Source organism: Klebsiella aerogenes KCTC 2190 (assembly GCF_000215745.1).
In the GTDB taxonomy this organism is placed as follows: Bacteria; Pseudomonadota; Gammaproteobacteria; order Enterobacterales; family Enterobacteriaceae; genus Klebsiella; species Klebsiella aerogenes.
In genome coordinates, this window is sequence record NC_015663.1 from 3,622,182 (window position 1) to 3,643,905 (window position 21,724).

Below are 21,724 nucleotides of genomic sequence, written 5' to 3' on the forward strand. Positions count from 1 at the left end.
AATGATGCGGCGACTGGTAATTATCGGCAACGGTATGGCGGCAACCCGGCTGGCAGAGAAGCTGGCGGCGCGCGCGCAGGGGCGTTTCATCATCACGCTACTCGGCGATGAACCGCAGCCGGCCTACAACCGCATTCAGCTCTCGCCGGTACTCGGCGGGGAAAAAACGGCGGCGCAAATACAACTGCTGCCGACGGAGTGGTACGCACAGCATGGTGTCCGCGTGCGGCTTGGCGAGGCGGTCAGCGAAGTGGATGTCGCCGGGCGGAGGTTGCGCGTCGGCGGCGACTGGCTGGGATGGGATGAACTGGTGTTCGCCACCGGATCGCAGCCGTTTATCCCGTCGCTGCCGGGCATTGAGCGCCCGCAGGTATTCGCCTTTCGCACCCTGGCGGATGTTAAAGACATCCTGGCAATCCCCGGCCCGGCGGTGGTAATCGGCGGTGGCGTATTGGGCGTGGAGGGCGCGGCGGCGCTGCGCCGTCACGGTGGGGAAGTGACGCTACTCCATCGCGGTAGCGGTTTGATGGAGCCGCTTACCGATGCTTTCGCTGCGGAACAGTTAAAACAACAGCTTGAGGCACGCGGCATCCGCTGCGTGCTGGAGAGCCGAATTGCCGCTATTGACGAGCAGCATGTGCGGCTGGAAGACGGACGAGCTTTTGCCGCCAGCCGGGTGGTGTTAGCCACCGGCGTGCGGCCGGATATCCGTCTGGCGGCGCGCAGCGGCGTAGCCTGCCAGCGGGGGATTATCGTCGACCGCCGGATGGCGACCTCGCTGCCGGGGATCAGCGCTATCGGCGAGTGTTGTGAGATTGACGGCCAAACCTGGGGGCTGGTGGCTCCCTGCTTGCGCCAGGCCGATGTGTTAGTTGAACGCCTGTGCGGGGCTCCCGGCGAAGAATTCAGCTGGCAGGACGGCGGCACCAGGCTGAAGGTCACCGGCATCGAGTTTTTTAGCGCCGGCGAACAGCGGGCCGGCGAGCAGGACCAGATCTACAGCAGTTGGGACCCCATCGATCGCCACTACCGTCGCCTGCTGATCCGCGATGGCCGGTTGCACGGCGTGCTGCTGCTGGGCGACTGCCAGCAGGCGGCGCCGCTTACCGCGCTGCTCGGTAGCGATAGGTCTCCTTCAGCGCAGTGGCTTTTTGACCCTTCTATAACGCAGCCGCGGGCTGCAGGAAAAATGACGATGACTAAACCTGTATTAGTGCTGGTCGGACACGGTATGGTCGGCCACCATTTTCTTGAGCAATGCGTGAGCCGGAACCTGCACCAGCAGTACCGTATCGTGGTCTTTGGCGAAGAGCGCTATGCCGCCTATGACCGGGTTCATCTCTCGGAATATTTCGCCGGGCGCAGCGCAGAGTCGCTATCGCTGGTAGAGGGAGACTTTTTTAGCCAGTACGGCATTGAGCTGCGGCTAGGAGAGACGATCGCGGAAATCGATCGTCCGGCGCGAATCGTGCGCGATGCCCACTGCCATGAAACCCATTGGGATAAGCTGGTGCTGGCGACCGGCTCCTATCCCTTCGTGCCGCCAATCCCCGGTAACGATGAAGAAGGCTGCTTCGTCTATCGTACGCTTGACGATCTTGACCGCATCGCCGCCCGCGCCGCCACTGCGCAGAGCGGGGTGGTCATTGGAGGCGGGCTGTTGGGGCTGGAAGCCGCCAACGCGTTAAAACAGTTGGGGCTTAAGACCCATGTGGTGGAGTTCGCCGCCAACCTGATGGCGGTGCAGCTGGATAACGGCGGCGCGGCGATGCTGCGGGAGAAAATTCTCGATCTTGAGGTTGGCGTGCACACCAGCAAAGCGACGACGGCGATAGTGCGCACCGCCGACGGGCTGCAGCTTAACTTCGCCGATGGCGGCACGCTGCAGACCGATATGGTGGTCTTTTCCGCCGGGATCCGCCCGCAGGATGCGCTGGCGCGCGGCGCAGGCCTGGCAATCGGCGAACGCGGCGGTATCGGTATCGATGACCACTGCCGGACCTCGGACGCAGATATATTGGCGATTGGCGAATGCGCGCTGTGGGACAACAAAATTTATGGCCTGGTGGCGCCGGGCTATCACATGGCGCGCACCGCGGCGGCGCAGTTGGCTGGCGAAGCGGCCCGCTTTAGCGGCGCCGATATGAGCACCAAACTCAAACTGCTCGGCGTGGATGTGGCGTCGTTTGGCGATGCTCACGGACGTACAGCTGGTTGCCAGAGCTATCAATGGACCGATGGTCCGCGGCAGATCTACAAGAAGATCGTTGTCAGCGCTGATGGCAAAACGCTGCTGGGCGGCGTACTGGTGGGCGATGCCGGTGACTACGCGACGCTGTTGCAGATGATGCTGAACGGCATGGCGCTACCGTCTCGTCCGGAAAGTCTGATCCTCCCGGCCATCGATGGGGCCACGACGAAAGCGCTGGGGGTGGCGGCGCTGCCGGATAGCGCGCAGATTTGCTCTTGCCATAACGTCAGTAAGGGAGACATTTGCCAGGCGGTCAGCGCCGGAGCGGGCGATATGGCGGCAATCAAAAGCTGTACTAAAGCGGCGACCGGCTGCGGCGGCTGCAGCGCGCTGGTCAAACAGGTGATGGAACACCAGCTTGCCGGACAGGGCGTCGAGGTTAAAAAAGATATCTGCGAGCATTTTCCGTGGTCGCGGCAGGAGATCTATCATCTGGTACGAGTCAACCACATCCATACCTTCGCTCAGCTCATTAGCCGTTACGGGCAGGGCCACGGCTGTGAAGTGTGTAAACCGCTGGTGGCGTCGGTACTGGCCTCCTGCTGGAATGAGTATCTGCTGAAACCGGCGCATCTGCCGCTGCAGGACACCAACGATCGCTACTTCGCCAATATTCAGAAAGACGGCACTTACTCGGTGGTGCCGCGGATGGCCGCAGGCGAAGTGACACCGGATGGGCTTATCGCTATCGGCCAGATCGCCAAACGTTACCAGCTGTACAGTAAAGTGACCGGAGGACAGCGTATCGACCTGTTTGGCGCGCGGCTGGAGCAACTGCCGGACATCTGGCGCGAACTGGCGGCGGCGGGATTTGAAACCGGACACGCCTACGGCAAATCATTACGCACGGTAAAATCCTGCGTCGGCTCGACCTGGTGCCGCTATGGGGTTCAGGATTCAACGGGGCTGGCGGTAAGGCTTGAACATCGTTACAAGGGGCTGCGCGCGCCGCACAAAATCAAAATGGCGGTCTCGGGCTGTACCCGCGAATGTGCCGAAGCGCAAGGTAAAGACATCGGGGTTATTGCGACTGAAAAGGGCTGGAATCTTTACGTCTGCGGCAACGGCGGGATGAAACCGCGCCATGCGGACCTCTTTGCGAGTGACCTTGATGACGCCACCCTAATCCGTACCGTCGATCGGTTGTTGATGTTTTATATTCGCACCGCCGACCGCCTGCAGCGCACCAGTAGCTGGATGGATAATCTTGAAGGCGGCGTGGCGTATCTACGCGAGGTGATCTTGCACGATAGTCTCGGTATCGGCGATGAGCTGGAGCAGGAGATGGCGCGGGTGGTGGATAGCTACCAGTGCGAATGGCAGACCACCCTGAACGACCCACAGCGGCTGGCGCTATTCCGTTCCTACGTTAACAGCGATGAGGCCGATGAGGCGGTGCAGCGGCAAATCCTGCGTGGTCAGCCGCAACTGGTGGCGCCGCAAGGGCTTGGGCAACCGGCCCTGCCGTCGCGGCCGTGGCAGGCGATCTGCGATCTGGACGCGATCCCGCCGCAGGCGGGGATCGGCGCGCGCCTCGGCGAGCGGCAAATTGCGCTGTTCCGCTTCGGCGAGCAAGTTTATGCGCTGGATAACCAGGAACCCGGCAGCGAGGCCAACGTGTTATCGCGCGGCATTTTAGGCGACGCGGGCGGCGAGCCGATCGTTATTTCGCCGCTGTATAAACAGCGGATTCGCTTGCGAGATGGTCGCTTGTACGACAGCGGCGAGCCGTCGGTGCGCGCGTGGCCGGTGAAGATCGAACAGGGCAAAGTGTGGGTCGGCAACCAGGCATTGCTGCTGCGCGCGGAGGCGAGCTGATGAGCGAAACCCGAACCACCTGTCCATACTGCGGCGTCGGCTGCGGAGTTATCGCCCGCGTTGAACCCAGTGGAACCGTCACGGTTCGCGGCGATGAAAACCATCCCGCTAACTTTGGCCGCTTGTGCGTAAAAGGGGCAGCGCTTGGGGAAACGACCTCGCTTAGCGGGCGGTTATTACACCCTGAAGTCGATGGCCGGGCGGTCGGCTGGCCGCAGGCGCTGGCGGAGGCGGGTTCACGTCTGCGCGACATTATTGAGCGCTACGGCCCGCAGGCGGTGGCGTTTTACGCTTCCGGTCAGCTGTTAACTGAGGATTATTACGCCGCCAACAAGTTGATGAAGGGCTTTATCGGCGCCGCCAATATCGATACGAATTCGCGGTTATGTATGTCATCGGCGGTCACCGGCTATAAGCGGGCGCTCGGCGCGGACGTCGTGCCGTGTAGCTATGAAGATGTCGAGCAGAGCGATCTGGTGGTGCTGGTGGGCTCCAACGCCGCCTGGGCGCATCCGGTTCTCTATCAGCGGTTGGTGCAGGCGAAACGCGATAATCCGCGGTTGCGGATCGTGGTGGTGGATCCGCGACGCACCGCGACCTGTGATATTGCCGACGATCATCTGGCGTTGGCGCCCGGTAGCGATGGCGGGCTATTTGTCGGCCTGCTAAATGCCATTGCCGCCAGCGGTGGAATGGTGGCGGGTTTTCGCGACCAGCGGCAGGCGCTGACCATCGCCGCGCAGTGGAGCGTGGAAAAAGCGGCCGCTTTCTGCGGCCTGGCGCCGGAGCAAGTGGCTCGCTTTTATCGTGATTTTATCGCTGCACCGCGCGCCATCACGCTGTACACCATGGGAATTAATCAGTCCGCCAGCGGCAGCGATAAGTGCAACGCGATTATCAATGTCCATCTTGCCAGCGGGAAGTTTGCCCGCCGCGGCTGCGGGCCGTTTTCGCTGACCGGTCAACCCAACGCCATGGGCGGGCGTGAAGTGGGGGGGCTGGCGACGATGCTGGCGGCGCATATGAATTTTGAGCCGCAGGACCTGCAGCGATTAGCGCGCTTTTGGGGCAGCGAGCGACTGGCGCAGACGCCGGGACTAACCGCCGTCGAACTCTTCGCCGCGATTGGACGCGGCGAGGTCAAAGCGGTGTGGATTATGGGGACCAATCCGGTGGTCTCACTGCCTGATAGCCACGCGGTGAGCCAGGCGCTGTCCAGGTGTCCGCTGGTGATGGTCTCCGATGTCGCCGCCAATACTGATACGGGGCGCTTTGCCCATATCCGCTTTCCGGCGCTGGCATGGGGCGAAAAAAACGGTACCGTGACCAACTCGGAGCGGCGAATTTCGCGTCAGCGGGCTTTTTTGCCGCCGCCGGTGGAGGCGAAAGCCGACTGGTGGATCATTTCCCGTCTCGCCGCCGAATTAGGTTATGCCCGGGCTTTTTCATGGCAACATCCGCATGAGGTATTTTGTGAACACGCGGCGCTCTCAGGGTTTGAAAATGACGGTAAGCGGGCGTTTGATATTGGCGGGCTGGCGGACCTCAGCCGGGAGGCGTGGGATGCCCTGACGCCGGTGCGCTGGCCGGTGAGCCGCAGCGCCGCGCCCTGGCGGTTAACGGAGGGCTGGCACGGCGACGGCAGGTTGCGGATGGTGCCGGTGTCGCCGCAGCCGACCCGGGCGCAGACCGAGGCATTTTATCCATTAATCCTCAATAGCGGACGTATTCGCGATCAGTGGCATACCATGACCCGCACCGGCGACATACCGCGGTTGATGCAGCACATTGCCGAACCGGTCGTCGAGGTGGCGCCTGCCGATGCGCGTCGTTTTCAATTACGTGAGGGAGAACTGGCTCGCGTCTGGTCGCGCCACGGGGTGATGATTGCGAAGGTGATAGTCAGCGAAGGGCAGCGCGCCGGTTCGCTCTTTGTGCCGATGCATTGGAATAATCAGTTTGCCCGTCAGGGACGGGTCAATAATTTACTGGCGGCGGTCACCGATCCGCATTCCGGGCAGCCGGAGAGCAAGCAGTCGGCGGTGGCGATAGCGCCGTGGCGGCCGGCGTGGCAAGGGGAGCTATTATCTCGCGAGCCCTTACCGTTGCCATCCTCGCTGCACTGGCGGCGACGGGCGGCGGTAGGGCTTAGCCATTTGTCGCTGGCCGCGGATACCGGCCCGCAAAGCTGGCTGACCGAGTGGTGTCGCAAGCAGGGATGGCAGTTGCAAATTGCCGAGGGCGGCGGGCTGTGGAACCTACTGGCCTGGCACGACGGGCAATTGATGCTCGGCTGCTGGAGCGATATTAAGCCGCCGCAAATCGATGCTGAATGGCTGTATACGGCGTTTCGGACGCCGCCGCAGACCGCCGGGCTACGCCATGCGTTGCTCAGCGGTCGTAAGGGCGGCGACAGCGCGCCGCGTGGGCAGACTATCTGTAGTTGCTTTAGTATCGGCGAGCGGCAGATCGGCGAGGCTATTGCCGGCGGCTGCGTCAGCGTAGAGGCGCTTGGCGCGAAGCTCAAGTGTGGCACCAACTGTGGTTCCTGTATTCCGGAACTCAAAGCGCTGCTGGCGGCTAATCAAACCCGAACGCCGGTTTGATGATCGGGGAAAGCAAACGCCAACCGGTTTCAGTTTATTCCTGGAATGGCCCACAGGGCTGCGGGGAAGGGTAAAAAACGATAAACTAACGTGATGTTGTTATTCCCCGTGAGCTTACGTTAATCCGTTTGATGCCTTTGCCGTACCGCTTAACCCCATCACTGACGCTTCTCCTGCTGCTGACAGGCGCTCCCGCCTGGGCGCTGATTGCTAACGATAGCAGTATGCCGCCGCAAACGACGCTGCCCGATTTAGGCATAGCGCCGCAGGTCGACGACGATGCCAAACATTTCGCCGAGATGGCCAAGAAATTCGGCGAAGCCAGCATGAGCGATAACGGACTCACCACCGGCGAGCAGGCGCGGATGTTCGCCATCAGCAAAATCGGCAATGAGTTCAGCCATCAACTGGAAAACTGGCTGTCGCCGTGGGGTAATGCCAATATCGACCTGTTGGTGGATAAAGAGGGTAACTTCACCGGTAGCAAGGGTAGCTGGTTTGTGCCGCTGCAGGACAATGAGCGTTACCTCACCTGGAATCAATATTCGGTTACCCGGCGCGAGAACGATCTGGTTGGCAATGTTGGGCTGGGCCAGCGCTGGCGTGTCGGTAGCTGGCTGCTGGGTTATAACTCGTTTTACGACAAAGTGCTCAGCGAGAGCCTGGCGCGCGGCAGCATCGGCGCGGAAGCCTGGGGCGAGTATTTGCGCTTATCGGCCAACTATTACTACCCACTCGGCGACTGGCAGTTGCGGGAAAATCAGACCCAGGAGCAGCGGATGGCCGTCGGTTATGACGTGACTGCCCAGGCACGATTGCCGTTTTATCAACACATCAATACCAGCGTCAGCGTCGAACAGTACTTCGGCGATAGCGTCGATCTGTTTCATTCCGGTACCGGATACCATAATCCGGTGGCGGTTTCGGTGGGACTGAATTACACCCCGGTACCGTTGGTGACGGTCACCGCTAAACACAAACAGGGCGAAAATGGCGTCAGCCAGAATAATGTCGGCCTCAAGCTGAATTATCGTTTTGGGGTTCCGCTGAAACAGCAACTGGCGGCGGATGAAGTGGCTATCAGCAACTCGCTACGCGGCAGCCGCTACGATAGCCCGGAACGCGATAATCTGCCGGTAGTGGAGTATCGACAGCGTAAGAATCTGACGGTCTATCTGGCGACGCCGCCGTGGGATCTGCACTCCGGCGAAACGGTACAGCTGAAGTTGCAAATTAATAGCCTGCACGGCATTAAATCGCTGCATTGGCAGGGGGACACTCAGGCGCTAAGCCTGACGCCGCCGGTTAATGCCAACAGTGCGGATGGCTGGAGCATCATTATGCCGGTGTGGAACAGCGAGCCGGGCGCGGTGAATCGCTGGCGTCTGTCGGTGGTGGTTGAAGATAAATCGGGTCAGCGCGTCTCTTCCAATGAGATCGCACTGGCGCTGACCGAGCCGCTGGTGACGTTTACGGCTCCCGACGTTTCCTGGACGGAATCGCCTTAGAAGATCCGTTCCTGGTGAACCCAGACGGCGGCTTCAACCCGTGATTTCAGCTTCATTTTCTTCAGCATGTGTTTCACATGCACTTTAACGGTGCTTTCGGTGATATCCAGGCGGCGGGCAATCATTTTGTTCGGCAGGCCCTGGGCAATCAGCTTCAGAATATCACGCTCGCGCGGGGTCAACTGGCTGATGTCGCGGTCGGACGTGGCGCGATTAGCGCGCAGGCTGGCGGCCAGTACCGGGGTTAACGCTTCGCTTAATACCATTTCGCCTGCAGCGGCCTGCTGCAGCGCTTTCAGCAGATCTTCTGGTTCCATATCTTTCAGCAGGTAGCCGTCGGCGCCGCGTTTCAGGGCGGTCACTACGTCCTCTTCATGATTGGAGACGCTGAATACCACCACGCGGCCGGAGAGCGATTTTTCCCGCAGCTTGTCGAGCGTTTCGAGGCCGTTCATCCCTGGCATATTAAGGTCCAGTAGAATCAGGTCCGGATCCAGCGATTCCGCCAGTTCGATACCTTGTTCGCCATTACTGGCTTCGCCGATAACCTGAATGTCCGGCGCCATGCTAACCAGTTGCTTTACGCCAGTGCGCAGCATGGGATGATCATCAATGAGAAGGATGGTTGCCCGTTCCTGTTGACTCATAGGGTTCTCCTTATTGGATTGAAAACGATTTTTCCGGGATAAATGTCACCACGACTTCGGTACCGCCGGTCTCCCGGCGGCGCACCTGACAGTCGCCGCGCAAGCTTTGCGCGCGATCCCGCATAATAATTAAACCGTAATGGTTACTTCGCTCCGCGTTTTCCGGTACGCCGCGGCCGTTATCGGCAACGACTAAACGTACCTGATTATCGCGTTGTGACACGGTCACGATGACTTCCGTCGCGTTAGCATGCTTCAACGCATTGCTTAACGCCTCGCGGGCGATCTGCAGCAGGTGAATCGCCTGATGCGACGGGACAAAACGCGGCGGCAACTGGTAATCCAGTTGTACCGTGAAACCAAAGTGCGCGCTGTACTCCTGACAACTGGCCTCCAGCGCCGGGCGCAGACCCGCCTCGGTAAGCTGCAGGCGGAAGGTGGTTAACAGCTCCCTTAGCTGCGCCCAGGAGGTATTGAGTTCGTTGCGGATCTGCCCCAACAGCAGCCGGCTTTCATCCGGCAGGCTATCGCCCTGCATCTGCAGACAGCTTACCTGCATCTTCATGCACGAGAGCGACTGGGCGATAGAGTCGTGAAGCTCGCGGGCGATGGTGGCACGCTCTTCCATCACGATGAGCTGCTGCTGTTTTTCCTGATGGCGATCCAGCGCCAGGGTGCTGGTCAACTGCTCCACCAGCGTGTCGACCAGTTGCTGTTGGTCGTGGCTCAGGTGGCGGCCAACCGGCAGCGTTGCCAGCAGGATGCCATACTGGTTATGCGCGTCTGATAGTCGCCATTTCAGCGTTGTGCCGCCATCCGGCAGGGGGGGAAGATCGCGCGGACACAGATAGCAGCCTTTATCATCGCATTCGATATCGGAGTGGCAGGCAAACTCCTGATGATTGTCTTCATCCTCGAGGTCATACACCCGCACTTCAATATCTCGTAACAGCGTCAGTCCCTGCAGACCGTTCAGCACCGGTGAGATGCGCTCGCACAGCGGGGCGCTGGAGTGTAACCGACGGTTGGCCTGCCATAAAAAGGCCAGGATCTCGTTTTTCTGCTCGAGGCCGGCGGTCTTTTCCTGTACCCGCCGTTCAAGCACGGCGTAGCTTTCCGCCAGCTCTTCCGACATGTTATTCAACGCCATGCCGAGGGTCGCCATTTCGTTGCGACCGCTGATGTGCGCGCGCTGGGTAAAATCGCGCTGGCTGACCGCCCGCGCCATACCCAGTAACTGTTTCCATGGCCGCAGCAGGCGGGCGCGCAGCCAGATAATGGTAAAGATCAGCAGCAGCGCCATGCCGATGGCGAGGATGCGGTGGATCCAGACCACGCGCTCGATACGCTGTTCGGTGGTGTGGTCGAAAGCGGTAACCAACTGGTCAATACGGTCGACAAAGTCGGCGACATCCTGTGCCACATCGCTTTGCCTGACGGCCTGTTTCATGCCCGGTCCCAGCGACAACTGCCAATATTGCTGCAGCGCTTTCAGCTGTACTTCCTGGCCGTCACGACGCGCGGAGTATTGCAACTCCGGGCTGAAAACGGTAGCGGTCATATCGTTAAACAGCTTTTGATCGTTGGCCGTCAGCGGAATAGCCGCCAGCAGGCGGTAACTCTGCATACGCAACGAGCCTGCCTTGTTAATGGCGTGGGCGCTGCCCTGCACTCCATGCACCAGGCGGGCGGATATCGCCATACCGGCCACGCCAATAATGGTGGCGAGCAGTACGATTAACGCCAGCTGATTAACCAATGTGAGCGGCGTAAACAAACGTTTTAACATGGAATGGGTGGCTCCTGATGGGTCATCTCTCCGGGAGTGGCGCTTATTCTCGGCTATCCCCTGGAGTATACCCATACCCCTAAGGGATTACCCCTTAATTGTCGGTGGTAGGTGCCGTGGTGGGAGGGATAACCACGAACCCAGCAGTCGCGTGAAAAACCACACTTTTTTTCTCATAATTATCTACTCACTTCGGAGCATGATTTATTTTTGTACAAAATGGCTCGCGCTTTTCCTTTGATTTATATCAACTTACAGCCTTGAGCAACCCCTAAGGTAGCATCAGGAAATATGAATAATCAGAGGTATCTATGAGTCAATCTTCAATCCCGGAGAAGGCTAGCAGCTCAGTCATCACCGACTGGCGTCCTGAAGATCCTGAGTTTTGGCAACAGCGCGGCCACCGTGTGGCGAGCCGCAATTTATGGATCTCCGTTCCCTGTCTTTTACTGGCGTTCTGCGTCTGGATGTTGTTTAGCGCCGTCGCGGTAAACCTCAATAAAGTGGGTTTTCAGTTCACTACCGATCAGCTGTTTATGTTGACCGCATTGCCAGCGCTTTCCGGCGCGCTGCTGCGCGTACCTTATGCCTTTATGGTCCCGCTGTTCGGCGGCCGCCGCTGGACGGCGTTCAGTACCGGTATCATGATTATTCCGTGCGTTTGGCTGGGCTTTGCGGTACAGGATACTTCCACGCCGTTTAGCGTGTTCGTGATTATCTCTCTGCTGTGCGGCTTTGCCGGCGCTAACTTTGCTTCCAGTATGGCGAACATCAGCTTCTTCTTCCCGAAAGAAAAGCAGGGCGGCGCGCTGGGGGTTAACGGCGGCCTTGGTAACATGGGCGTCAGCGTGATGCAGCTGGTTGCGCCGCTGGTAGTCTCGATTTCTATTTTTGCCGTTTTTGGCGGTAGCGGTAGCGAGCAGCCGGATGGCTCAATGCTGTATCTGGAAAACGCCGCGTGGATCTGGGTGCCATTCCTGATCATCTTTACCCTGGCCGCGTGGTTCTTTATGAACGATCTGTCGGCCTCAAAAGCATCGCTGAGCGAACAGTTGCCGGTACTTAAACGCCTGCATCTGTGGATTATGGCGCTGCTGTATCTGGCGACCTTTGGTTCCTTTATCGGTTTCTCCGCCGGGTTTGCGATGCTGTCAAAAACCCAGTTCCCGGACGTGCAGATCCTGCACTACGCCTTCTTCGGTCCGTTTATTGGCGCGCTGGCGCGTTCGATGGGCGGGGCGATTTCCGACCGTCTCGGCGGGACCCGCGTGACGCTGGTGAACTTCGTGGTGATGGCTATTTTCTGCGCGTTACTGTTCCTGACTCTGCCGACAAATGGTCAGGGCGGCAACTTCATCGCCTTCTTCGCGGTATTTATGGTGCTGTTCCTGACCGCCGGGCTGGGCAGCGCCTCTACCTTCCAGATGATTTCCGTGATCTTCCGTAAGCTTACGATGGACCGCGTGAAAGCGCAGGGTGGCAGCGAAGCGCAAGCGATGCGTGAAGCGGCGACGGATACCGCCGCGGCGTTGGGCTTTATTTCGGCGATTGGCGCGATCGGTGGTTTCTTTATTCCGAAAGCGTTCGGTATTTCGCTGGATCTGACCGGCTCGCCGGCCGGGGCAATGAAAGTCTTCCTCGTTTTCTATATTGCCTGCGTAGTAATCACCTGGGCGGTATACGGCCGTAAACAGAAATAAGTCTTTTCTTAATGTGAAGTGACAGGGCGCGCCACAGGGTGCGCCCTTTTTATTATTTGTTATTAGTTACAACATACTTTTACTTGTGCAAAGCTGTTGAATTCAGGGAAATAACTATCGGTACGTCATCTACCACTTAATACCTAAGCGTGGCATAAATCCCGGTTAACATTCTGTCATATTTAAAATAATCCTTATAAAACAATTGGATATTTAATAAATAGCGTTACTACTTTGGTGGTATCTGCGGGTTGGGTGCGGATTTATAAGCTATTTCGCATTGATCGCCATCAATTCTCCTCTTCCGGCATGGCGCTATTTTCGCTGCAAATCCAGCAATGTCGATTTATCAGAGAGCCGTCAGGCTCCATATCAGGAGAAACCCGATGAGTAAATTTCTGGACCGGTTTCGCTACTTCAAACAGAAGGGTGAAACCTTTGCCGATGGGCACGGCCAGCTTCTTAAAACCAACCGGGATTGGGAGGATGGATACCGCCAGCGTTGGCAGCATGACAAAATCGTGCGTTCCACTCACGGTGTGAACTGCACCGGCTCATGCAGCTGGAAAATTTATGTCAAAAATGGCCTGGTCACCTGGGAAACCCAGCAAACTGATTACCCGCGTACCCGCCCCGATCTGCCGAACCATGAACCACGCGGCTGCCCGCGCGGCGCCAGCTACTCCTGGTATCTGTACAGTGCTAACCGCCTGAAATATCCGCTGATGCGTAAGCGTCTGATGAAGATGTGGCGTGAAGCGAAAGTTCAGCATAGCGATCCGGTTGAGGCATGGGCTTCAATTATTGAAGATGCCGATAAAGCGAAAAGCTTTAAACAGGCCCGCGGTCGCGGCGGTTTTGTTCGTTCTTCATGGAAAGAAGTGAACGAACTGATTGCCGCTTCAAACGTCTATACCGTCAAAACTTACGGTCCAGACCGCGTGGCAGGCTTTTCGCCGATCCCGGCGATGTCGATGGTTTCCTATGCGTCCGGCGCCCGTTACCTGTCGCTGATTGGCGGTACCTGTCTGAGCTTCTACGACTGGTACTGCGACCTGCCGCCAGCCTCGCCGATGACCTGGGGCGAACAGACCGATGTGCCGGAATCTGCCGACTGGTATAACTCCAGCTACATCATCGCCTGGGGCTCCAACGTCCCGCAGACCCGTACCCCGGACGCGCACTTCTTTACCGAAGTTCGCTACAAAGGGACCAAAACCGTGGCGATTACTCCGGACTATGCCGAAATCGCCAAGCTCTGCGATCTGTGGCTGGCGCCGAAGCAGGGTACCGATGCCGCGATGGCGCTGGCGATGGGCCACGTCATGCTGCGTGAGTTCCACCTCGATAAACCGAGCCAGTACTTCACCGATTACGTACGTCGCTACACCGACATGCCGATGCTGGTCATGCTCGAAGAGCGCGACGGCTACTATGCCGCTGGCCGTATGCTGCGCGCTGCCGACCTGGTTGACTCCCTGGGCCAGGAGCAGAATCCGGAATGGAAAACCGTCGCCTTTGACGAGAAGGGCGAAATGACCGTACCTAACGGTTCTCTGGGTTTCCGCTGGGGCGACAAAGGCAAGTGGAACCTCGAACAGCGCGATGGTAAAACCGGCGAAGAAATTGAGCTGCGCCTTAGCCTGCTTGGCAGCCATGATGATATCGCCAACGTCGGTTTCCCATACTTTGGCGGCGAAGGTTCCGAGCATTTCAACAAAGTCGACCTCGAAAACATTCTGCTGCACAAACTGCCGGTAAAACGCCTGCAGACGGCCGATGGTTCCACCGCGCTGGTGACTACCGTTTATGACTTGACCATGGCGAACTACGGCCTGGAACGCGGTCTGAACGATGAAAACTGCGCGACCAGCTACGATGACGTCAAGGCGTACACTCCGGCCTGGGCAGAAAAAATCACCGGCGTATCCCGCGCGCACATCATCCGTACCGCGCGCGAATTTGCCGATAACGCCGATAAGACCCATGGCCGCTCGATGATTATCGTCGGTGCGGGCCTGAACCACTGGTTCCATCTGGACATGAACTACCGCGGGCTGATCAACATGCTGATCTTCTGCGGCTGCGTTGGCCAGAGCGGCGGCGGTTGGGCGCACTACGTTGGTCAGGAAAAACTGCGTCCGCAGACCGGCTGGCAGCCACTGGCGTTCGGCCTTGACTGGCAGCGTCCGGCACGCCACATGAACAGTACATCGTACTTCTATAACCACTCCAGCCAGTGGCGCTATGAAACCGTCACCGCGCAGGAACTGCTGTCGCCGATGGCGGATAAATCCCGCTACAGCGGACATCTGATCGACTTCAACGTGCGCGCTGAGCGTATGGGCTGGCTGCCGTCGGCGCCGCAGCTGGGCGTGAACCCGCTGCGTATTGCTGACGAAGCGAAGAAAGCCGGCATGACGCCGGTCGATTACACCGTGAAATCGCTGAAAGAGGGGTCTATTCGCTTTGCGGCCGAGCAGCCGGAGAACGGTAAAAACCATCCGCGTAACCTGTTTATCTGGCGTTCCAACCTGCTGGGCTCCTCCGGTAAAGGCCATGAATATATGCTCAAGTACCTGCTGGGTACCGAGAACGGTATTCAGGGCAAAGACCTTGGCAAGCAGGGCGGCGTGAAGCCGGAAGAAGTCGAATGGCGGGATAACGGTCTCGACGGCAAACTGGATCTGGTCGTCACGCTCGACTTCCGTCTGTCGAGCACCTGTCTGTACTCCGACATCGTACTGCCGACCGCAACCTGGTACGAAAAAGACGATATGAATACCTCGGATATGCATCCGTTTATTCACCCGCTGTCTGCCGCCGTTGACCCGGCCTGGGAATCCAAAAGCGACTGGGACATCTATAAAGGTATCGCTAAGAAATTCTCTGAAGTCTGCGTAGGCCACCTCGGCAAAGAAACCGACGTCGTGACGCTGCCGATTCAGCACGATTCCGCCGCGGAAATGGCGCAGCCGTTTGACGTTAAAGACTGGAAAAAAGGCGAATGTGACCTGATCCCAGGTAAAACCGCGCCGCATATTATTCCGGTGGAGCGTGATTATCCGGCGACCTACGAGCGTTTCACCTCTATCGGCCCGCTGCTGGAAACCATCGGCAACGGCGGTAAAGGTATCGCCTGGAATACCCAGAGCGAGATGGACCTGCTGCGTAAGCTCAACTACACCAAGGCGGAAGGCCCGGCGAAAGGCCAGCCGAAGCTGGAGACCGCTATTGACGCCGCTGAGATGATCCTCACTCTCGCGCCGGAAACTAACGGTCAGGTAGCTGTGAAGGCGTGGAAAGCGCTGAGCGAATTTACCGGCCGCGACCATGCGCATCTGGCGCTGAACAAAGAAGACGAGAAGATCCGCTTCCGCGATATTCAGGCGCAGCCGCGTAAGATCATCTCCAGCCCGACCTGGTCTGGCCTGGAAGACGAACATGTCTCCTATAACGCTGGTTATACCAACGTTCACGAGCTGATCCCATGGCGTACGCTGTCCGGCCGTCAGTCGCTGTATCAGGATCACCAGTGGATGCGCGACTTTGGCGAAAGCCTGCTGGTCTATCGTCCGCCAATTGACACCCGTTCGGTGAAAGCGGTGATGGGCGAAAAATCCAACGGCAATAAGGAGAAGGCACTGAACTTCCTGACGCCGCACCAGAAGTGGGGGATTCACTCTACTTATAGCGATAACCTGCTGATGCTGACTCTGTCGCGCGGCGGGCCGATCGTCTGGATGAGCGAAGCGGATGCGAAAGATCTGGGTATCGAGGATAACGACTGGATCGAAGTCTTCAACGCCAACGGCGCCCTGACGGCGCGTGCGGTAGTGAGCCAGCGTGTACCGGCAGGAATGACCATGATGTACCACGCGCAGGAACGTATCGTTAACCTGCCGGGTTCTGAAGTTACCGGTCAGCGCGGGGGGATCCACAACTCGGTTACCCGTATTACGCCAAAACCGACCCATATGATCGGCGGCTACGGCCATCTGGCGTACGGCTTTAACTACTATGGCACCGTCGGTTCCAACCGCGATGAGTTTGTTGTGGTACGTAAGATGAAGAACATTAACTGGTTAGACGGCGAAGGTAATGACCAGGTACAGGAGAGCGTAAAATGAAAATTCGTTCACAAGTCGGCATGGTGCTGAATCTCGATAAATGCATCGGCTGCCACACCTGCTCCGTAACCTGCAAAAACGTCTGGACCAGTCGTGAAGGGATGGAGTACGCCTGGTTTAACAACGTAGAAAGTAAGCCGGGCGTCGGTTTCCCGAACGACTGGGAAAACCAGGAAAAATGGAAAGGCGGCTGGATCCGTAAAATCAACGGTAAACTGCAGCCGCGCATGGGCAACCGCGCGATGCTGCTGGGTAAAATCTTCGCCAACCCGCATCTGCCGGGAATCGATGATTACTACGAGCCGTTTGATTTTGACTACCAGAATCTGCATAACGCGCCGGAAAGCAAACATCAGCCGATCGCTCGTCCGCGTTCGCTGATTACCGGCCAGCGGATGGACAAAATTACCAGCGGCCCGAACTGGGAAGAGATCCTCGGCGGCGAGTTTGAAAAACGCGCCAAAGACCAGAACTTCGAAAACATGCAGAAGGCGATGTACGGCCAGTTCGAAAACACCTTCATGATGTATCTGCCGCGCTTGTGCGAGCACTGCCTGAACCCGGCGTGCGTCGCGACCTGCCCGAGCGGTGCCATCTATAAGCGTGAAGAAGACGGTATTGTCCTGATCGACCAGGATAAGTGCCGCGGCTGGCGTATGTGCATCACCGGCTGCCCGTACAAGAAGATCTATTTCAACTGGAAGAGTGGGAAATCCGAGAAATGCATTTTCTGCTACCCGCGTATTGAATCCGGGATGCCGACGGTGTGCTCCGAAACCTGTGTAGGACGTATTCGCTATCTCGGTGTTCTGCTCTACGACGCAGACGCGATTGAAAACGCAGCCAGCACCGAGAACGAGAAAGATCTGTATCAGCGTCAACTGGACGTCTTCCTCGATCCTAACGATCCAAAAGTGATTGAACAGGCGTTAAAAGATGGCGTACCGCAGGGCGTAATTGAAGCCGCGCAGCAGTCGCCGGTTTACAAAATGGCGATGGACTGGAAGCTGGCGCTGCCGCTGCACCCGGAATATCGCACCTTGCCAATGGTTTGGTACGTGCCGCCGCTGTCGCCGATTCAGTCCGCCGCCGATGCGGGCGAACTGGGTAGCAACGGGATCCTGCCGGATGTAGAAAGCCTGCGTATTCCAGTCCAGTATCTGGCGAACCTGCTGACCGCGGGCGATACCCAGCCGGTACTGCTAGCGCTGAAACGTATGCTGGCGATGCGCCACTTCAAACGTGCGGAAACCGTCGACGGCATCGTCGATACCCGCGCGCTGGAAGAGGTTGGGCTGAGCGAAGCGCAGGCGCAGGAAATGTACCGTTATCTGGCTATCGCCAACTACGAAGATCGTTTCGTGGTGCCGAGCAGCCATCGCGAACAGGCTCGCGATGCCTTCCCGGAGAAGAGCGGTTGCGGCTTTACCTTCGGCGATGGTTGCCACGGCTCTGACAGCGAATTCAACCTGTTTAACAGCCGTCGCATTGACGCCATTGACGTTACCAGCAAAACGGAGCCGCACGCATGATTGAACTCGTGATTGTGTCGCGTCTGCTCGAATACCCTGACGCTGCCTTATGGCAGCATCAGCAGGAGATGTTCGAGGCTCTCGCGTCATCGGAAAAACTCGCCAAAGAAGATGCCCAGGCGCTGGGCGTTTTCCTGCGCGATTTAGTGGCTCAGGATCCTCTGGACGCCCAATCGGCGTATAGCGAGCTGTTTGACCGCGGCCGCGCCACCTCGCTGCTGCTGTTTGAACATGTTCACGGCGAATCCCGCGATCGCGGGCAGGCGATGGTCGACCTGATGGCGCAGTACGAGCGCCACGGTCTGCTGCTGGATAGCCATGAGCTGCCGGATCACCTACCGCTGTATCTGGAGTATCTGGCGCAGTTGCCGGAAGAGGAAGCGCTTGGCGGCCTGCGGGACGTTGCACCAATCCTTGGCCTGCTCAGCGCGCGTCTGCAACAGCGCGAGAGCCGCTATGCGGTGTTGTTCGAGCTGCTGTTGAAGCTTGCCAATACTCAGGTCGATAGCCAGAAAGTGGCGGAGAAGATCGCCGACGAGGCCCGCGACGATACACCGCAGGCGCTGGATGCCGTCTGGGAAGAAGAGCAGGTCAAATTCTTTGCCGACCAGGGCTGCGGCGAGTCGGAAATCTCTGCTCACCAGCGCCGTTTTGCCGGAGCCGTGGCCCCGCAATATTTGAATATCTCTAACGGAGGACAGCACTAATGCACTTCCTGAATATGTTCTTCTTTGACATCTATCCGTACATTGCGGGTTCAGTGTTCCTTATTGGCAGCTGGCTGCGCTACGACTACGGCCAGTACACCTGGCGCGCCGCCTCCAGTCAGATGCTGGATCGTAAAGGGATGAACCTGGCGTCAAACCTGTTCCATATCGGGATCCTGGGTATTTTCGCCGGCCATTTCCTCGGCATGCTGACTCCGCACTGGATGTATGAATCCTTCCTGCCGATCGACGTGAAGCAGAAAATGGCGATGTTTGCCGGCGGGGCGTGCGGCGTGATGACGTTGGTCGGCGGTTTACTGCTGCTCAAGCGCCGTCTGCTGAGCCCGCGCGTTCGTGCTACCACCACCACAGCGGATATCCTGATCCTCTCGTTGCTGATGGTGCAATGCGCGCTGGGTCTGCTGACCATTCCATTCTCCGCCCAGCATATGGACGGTAGCGAAATGATGAAACTGGTCGGCTGGGCGCAGTCGGTGGTGACCTTCCACGGCGGAGCTTCGCAGCATCTCGATGGCGTAGCTTTTGTCTTCCGCGTTCACCTGGTGCTGGGGATGACGCTGTTCCTGCTGTTCCCGTTCTCGCGCCTGGTTCACATCTGGAGCGCGCCGGTCGAGTACCTGACGCGCAAATACCAGATTGTGCGCGCGCGTCGCTAGTTCATTCGCGACGGCTGACTTACCCCGCCATGGCGGGGTTTTTTTTCGCCCCAGTCAAGGTTGTTGCCCGCCGCAGCAAACAGAATCAGCACCCCTCCAGCCAACTGCAGCGGCGTGAGCGCATGATGGAAAACCAGATAGTCAACCACGATAGCCATCAGCGGATAGATAAACGAGAGCGAACCAGTGACCGGCGTCGGCAGCTTTTGAATCGCACTATATAAAAGTTGATACATAATCCCGGTATGGACGATGCCGAGGATCAGCAAATAGCGCCAGGGAAAATGGCCGTTAAACTCGGGGGCATGAACCAGCGGCAAAAGCATTACCGTACCGACGATAACCTGAATAAAAGCGATATGCTGCGCCGGTAGCGGCTGCAGCTTGCGGGCGATAATGGCGGTCAGGGCATAAAAAAACGCCGCGCATAACGCCAGTGCAATGCCAGTAACGAGGTTGTCGCCGTGGCCGGGAGTTAGTTCGCTCGATAGCAGAATCACCACGCCGCCAAAGGCCAGCAGTAACCATCCCCATTTTACCGCGCTTACCCTTTCACCTAGTATCATGCTCAGTAATACCAGCATAAAGGGCTGGGTGTTGTAGACCACGGTGGCCATCCCGATAGAAACGCGTGAGTAGGCGGCAAACAGCAGCAGCCAGTTGATCACCAGCGCGACGCCGCCAAGGACTGCCAGCGCCAGAGTGAGGCGCGTCAGGCGGCTGAAGGGTTGCCGGCTTAACAAAATAAACAGCAATAATGTGACCGCGCCGATAAGACAGCGCCAGAAAACCACGTCGATTACCGGCAACCCTGAGAGCAGCACGAATGCGCCAATCGAGCCGGAAATGATCATCGCCAGGCTCATCTGCCAGACACCACGAGAAAGCTGCATATTTCACCTCCAGAAGTTTTCCATTATTGTCGTGAAAAGCCTGACAGCTTGATATATCTGAAATAAGGTAAAAACAGATGAATACCTTTATTAATTAGGTGAAATAAATGGAATACGTAATTGATGAAATAGACCGGGCGATTCTGACCTGCCTGACACAAGATGCCAGAGTTTCGCTCAAGGTATTGAGTGCGCAGGTGGGATTGACCTCGCCGAGTACCGCCGAGCGGGTAAAACGCCTTGAGGAAAAAGGGGTAATTGAGGGTTATGGCGCGCGGGTGAATCTGGCGGCGCTGGGATATAGTCTGCAGGCATTAGTACGAGTGAGACCGCTACCGGGATTGCTGCAAAAAGTGGATAAATATATCCAGGCTATGCCGGAGTGTATTGAAAGTGACAAGGTCACCGGAGAGGATTGTTTTGTTATGCGTCTTGTGGTCCGTGATATTGCGCAGCTGGATACGATACTGGATGGTCTCGCAGAGTATGCGCAGTGCAATACGTCGGTGGTGAAGAGTTCACCGGTAAAAAGACGATTGCCCCCGCTGTGAATTTTCCCGGAGGCGGTGCTGCGCACCTGTCCGGGCTACCAAACGGCACCACCTGTAGCCTCGCTAAGCGAAGCGCGAGCGAGGAGATGGCAGTGCAGGTGGCTGAAGAGAATGCAACAGTAGTGGGGGAAGGATTACTCGGCGCTAAAGCGCCTCGCCCTTCGGGCCGTTGCCTGCGGCAACGTTCTCTCGCTGACGCTCAAGTCGAACCTTAGTCGAAGCTTCTCATCCTTCCCCGTAGGGCAGAATATAGAATATCGCAGGTAGATTAAGCTGGGCATGACATGAGGAGATGGTGGTGGGGGAAGGATTACTCGGCGCTAAAGCGCCTCGCCCTTCGGGCCGTTGCCTGCGGCAACGTTCTCTCGCTAACGCTCGAATCGAACCTTAGTCGAAGCTTCTCATCCTTCCCCGTAGGGCAGAATATAGAATATTGCAGGTAGATTAAGCTGGGCATGACATGAGGAGATGGTGGTGGGGGAAGGATTCGAACCTTCGAAGTCGATGACGGCAGATTTACAGTCTGCTCCCTTTGGCCGCTCGGGAACCCCACCAGGGGTAAAATCAAATTGTAGGCTATTCAGCAAAATGAATGGTGGTGGGGGAAGGATAACTCGTCGCTATCGCTCCTCGCTAAGTGCAAACATCGTTTACGCTTATCGGTGAAACCATATCACTGTAGTGAATAATGGTGGTGGGGGAAGGATTCGAACCTTCGAAGTCGATGACGGCAGATTTACAGTCTGCTCCCTTTGGCCGCTCGGGAACCCCACCACGGGGTAATGCTTTGTACTGGCCTGCTCCCTTCTCGGGAAGCGGGGCGCATCATACCAAATGACGCGCCCCTGTAAAGCATTCCTTTGACAAAATTAAACTGGTTGCCTGATTTTTACGCGTAACGCCGCAAAGCTAACC

Annotated in this window: 12 protein-coding genes, 2 tRNA genes and 2 other RNA genes; 9 read left to right on the plus strand and 7 right to left on the minus strand. The window is 57.7% G+C overall.

What is annotated here, in order from left to right:
* Position 1 precedes the first annotated feature (1 nt).
* From nirB to EAE_RS17085, 3 genes are all read left to right on the plus strand, one after another.
* Positions 2-4,069, plus strand: a complete 4,068-nt coding sequence (nirB, locus tag EAE_RS25030; protein WP_165442602.1) for a nitrite reductase large subunit NirB — start codon at positions 2-4, stop codon at positions 4,067-4,069.
* Entirely contained in the window at positions 4,069-6,675 is a 2,607-nt protein-coding gene (locus EAE_RS17080; RefSeq protein WP_015705092.1) for a nitrate reductase, read from the plus strand. Before nirB ends, EAE_RS17080 begins: the two co-directional genes overlap by 1 nt.
* A gap of 131 nt (positions 6,676-6,806) precedes the next feature.
* Positions 6,807-8,183 (plus strand): YchO/YchP family invasin, encoded by a 1,377-nt coding sequence (locus EAE_RS17085; protein ID WP_015705093.1) that lies wholly within the window; start codon positions 6,807-6,809, stop codon positions 8,181-8,183.
* Here EAE_RS17085 and narL read toward each other — a convergent pair.
* Both narL and narX read right to left on the minus strand, forming a co-directional pair.
* A complete protein-coding gene (gene narL / locus EAE_RS17090) occupies positions 8,180-8,830 on the minus strand; it encodes a two-component system response regulator NarL (RefSeq protein WP_015705094.1) in 651 nt (216 codons plus the stop codon). The genes EAE_RS17085 and narL overlap by 4 nt on opposite strands.
* Positions 8,831-8,840: 10 nt before the next feature.
* Positions 8,841-10,619 (minus strand): nitrate/nitrite two-component system sensor histidine kinase NarX, encoded by a 1,779-nt coding sequence (gene narX, locus EAE_RS17095; protein WP_015367089.1) that lies wholly within the window; start codon positions 10,617-10,619, stop codon positions 8,841-8,843.
* Positions 10,620-10,930: 311 nt separating this feature from the next.
* Between narX and EAE_RS17100 the strand changes: the two genes are divergently transcribed.
* The 5 genes from EAE_RS17100 (at position 10,931) to narI (ending at position 19,365) form a co-directional block, all read left to right on the plus strand.
* A complete protein-coding gene (locus EAE_RS17100) occupies positions 10,931-12,319 on the plus strand; it encodes a NarK family nitrate/nitrite MFS transporter (protein WP_015705095.1) in 1,389 nt (462 codons plus the stop codon).
* A gap of 386 nt (positions 12,320-12,705) precedes the next feature.
* Entirely contained in the window at positions 12,706-16,449 is a 3,744-nt protein-coding gene (locus EAE_RS17105; RefSeq protein ID WP_015705096.1) for a nitrate reductase subunit alpha, read from the plus strand.
* Positions 16,446-17,981, plus strand: a complete 1,536-nt coding sequence (gene narH / locus EAE_RS17110) for a nitrate reductase subunit beta (protein WP_015705097.1) — start codon at positions 16,446-16,448, stop codon at positions 17,979-17,981. The genes EAE_RS17105 and narH overlap by 4 nt, the downstream gene beginning before the upstream one ends.
* Positions 17,978-18,688, plus strand: coding sequence for a nitrate reductase molybdenum cofactor assembly chaperone (gene narJ, locus EAE_RS17115; RefSeq protein WP_015705098.1), 711 nt, complete (start codon positions 17,978-17,980; stop codon positions 18,686-18,688). Before narH ends, narJ begins: the two co-directional genes overlap by 4 nt.
* Positions 18,688-19,365 carry a respiratory nitrate reductase subunit gamma gene (narI, locus tag EAE_RS17120; RefSeq protein WP_015367083.1) on the plus strand — a complete coding sequence of 226 codons (678 nt, stop codon included), beginning with the start codon at positions 18,688-18,690 and terminating at the stop codon, positions 19,363-19,365. Before narJ ends, narI begins: the two co-directional genes overlap by 1 nt.
* Here the strand turns inward: narI and EAE_RS17125 are convergent.
* On the minus strand, positions 19,362-20,258 hold the full coding sequence (locus tag EAE_RS17125; RefSeq protein ID WP_015705099.1) for a DMT family transporter: 897 nt from the start codon (positions 20,256-20,258) through the stop codon (positions 19,362-19,364). The two genes, narI and EAE_RS17125, sit on opposite strands and share 4 nt — an antisense overlap.
* A 107-nt stretch (positions 20,259-20,365) precedes the next feature.
* Here EAE_RS17125 and EAE_RS17130 point away from each other — a divergent pair, with 107 nt between their 5' ends.
* Complete coding sequence (locus tag EAE_RS17130) at positions 20,366-20,809, plus strand: Lrp/AsnC family transcriptional regulator (protein WP_015367081.1); 444 nt, start codon at positions 20,366-20,368, stop codon at positions 20,807-20,809.
* 117 nt (positions 20,810-20,926) lie between these two features.
* Here the strand turns inward: EAE_RS17130 and EAE_RS17135 are convergent.
* From EAE_RS17135 to EAE_RS17150, 4 genes are all read right to left on the minus strand, one after another.
* A non-coding RNA gene (locus tag EAE_RS17135) (RtT sRNA) lies at positions 20,927-21,059 on the minus strand.
* A gap of 43 nt (positions 21,060-21,102) precedes the next feature.
* Positions 21,103-21,235: non-coding RNA, RtT sRNA (locus EAE_RS17140), on the minus strand.
* Positions 21,236-21,278: 43 nt separating this feature from the next.
* Positions 21,279-21,363, minus strand: a tRNA-Tyr gene (locus EAE_RS17145).
* A gap of 135 nt (positions 21,364-21,498) precedes the next feature.
* Positions 21,499-21,583, minus strand: a tRNA-Tyr gene (locus tag EAE_RS17150).
* Positions 21,584-21,724: the final 141 nt, after the last annotated feature.

Bases quoted from the DNA above. Each gene is read 5' to 3' on its own strand.
- nirB (WP_165442602.1), top strand. From the start codon at position 2: ATGATGCGGCGACTGGTAATTATCGGCAACGGTATGGCGGCAACCCGG.
- EAE_RS17080 (WP_015705092.1), top strand. From the start codon at position 4,069: ATGAGCGAAACCCGAACCACCTGTCCATACTGCGGCGTCGGCTGCGGA.
- EAE_RS17085 (WP_015705093.1), top strand. From the start codon at position 6,807: ATGCCTTTGCCGTACCGCTTAACCCCATCACTGACGCTTCTCCTGCTG.
- narL (WP_015705094.1), bottom strand. From the start codon at position 8,830: ATGAGTCAACAGGAACGGGCAACCATCCTTCTCATTGATGATCATCCC.
- narX (WP_015367089.1), bottom strand. From the start codon at position 10,619: ATGTTAAAACGTTTGTTTACGCCGCTCACATTGGTTAATCAGCTGGCG.
- EAE_RS17100 (WP_015705095.1), top strand. From the start codon at position 10,931: ATGAGTCAATCTTCAATCCCGGAGAAGGCTAGCAGCTCAGTCATCACC.
- EAE_RS17105 (WP_015705096.1), top strand. From the start codon at position 12,706: ATGAGTAAATTTCTGGACCGGTTTCGCTACTTCAAACAGAAGGGTGAA.
- narH (WP_015705097.1), top strand. From the start codon at position 16,446: ATGAAAATTCGTTCACAAGTCGGCATGGTGCTGAATCTCGATAAATGC.
- narJ (WP_015705098.1), top strand. From the start codon at position 17,978: ATGATTGAACTCGTGATTGTGTCGCGTCTGCTCGAATACCCTGACGCT.
- narI (WP_015367083.1), top strand. From the start codon at position 18,688: ATGCACTTCCTGAATATGTTCTTCTTTGACATCTATCCGTACATTGCG.
- EAE_RS17125 (WP_015705099.1), bottom strand. From the start codon at position 20,258: ATGCAGCTTTCTCGTGGTGTCTGGCAGATGAGCCTGGCGATGATCATT.
- EAE_RS17130 (WP_015367081.1), top strand. From the start codon at position 20,366: ATGGAATACGTAATTGATGAAATAGACCGGGCGATTCTGACCTGCCTG.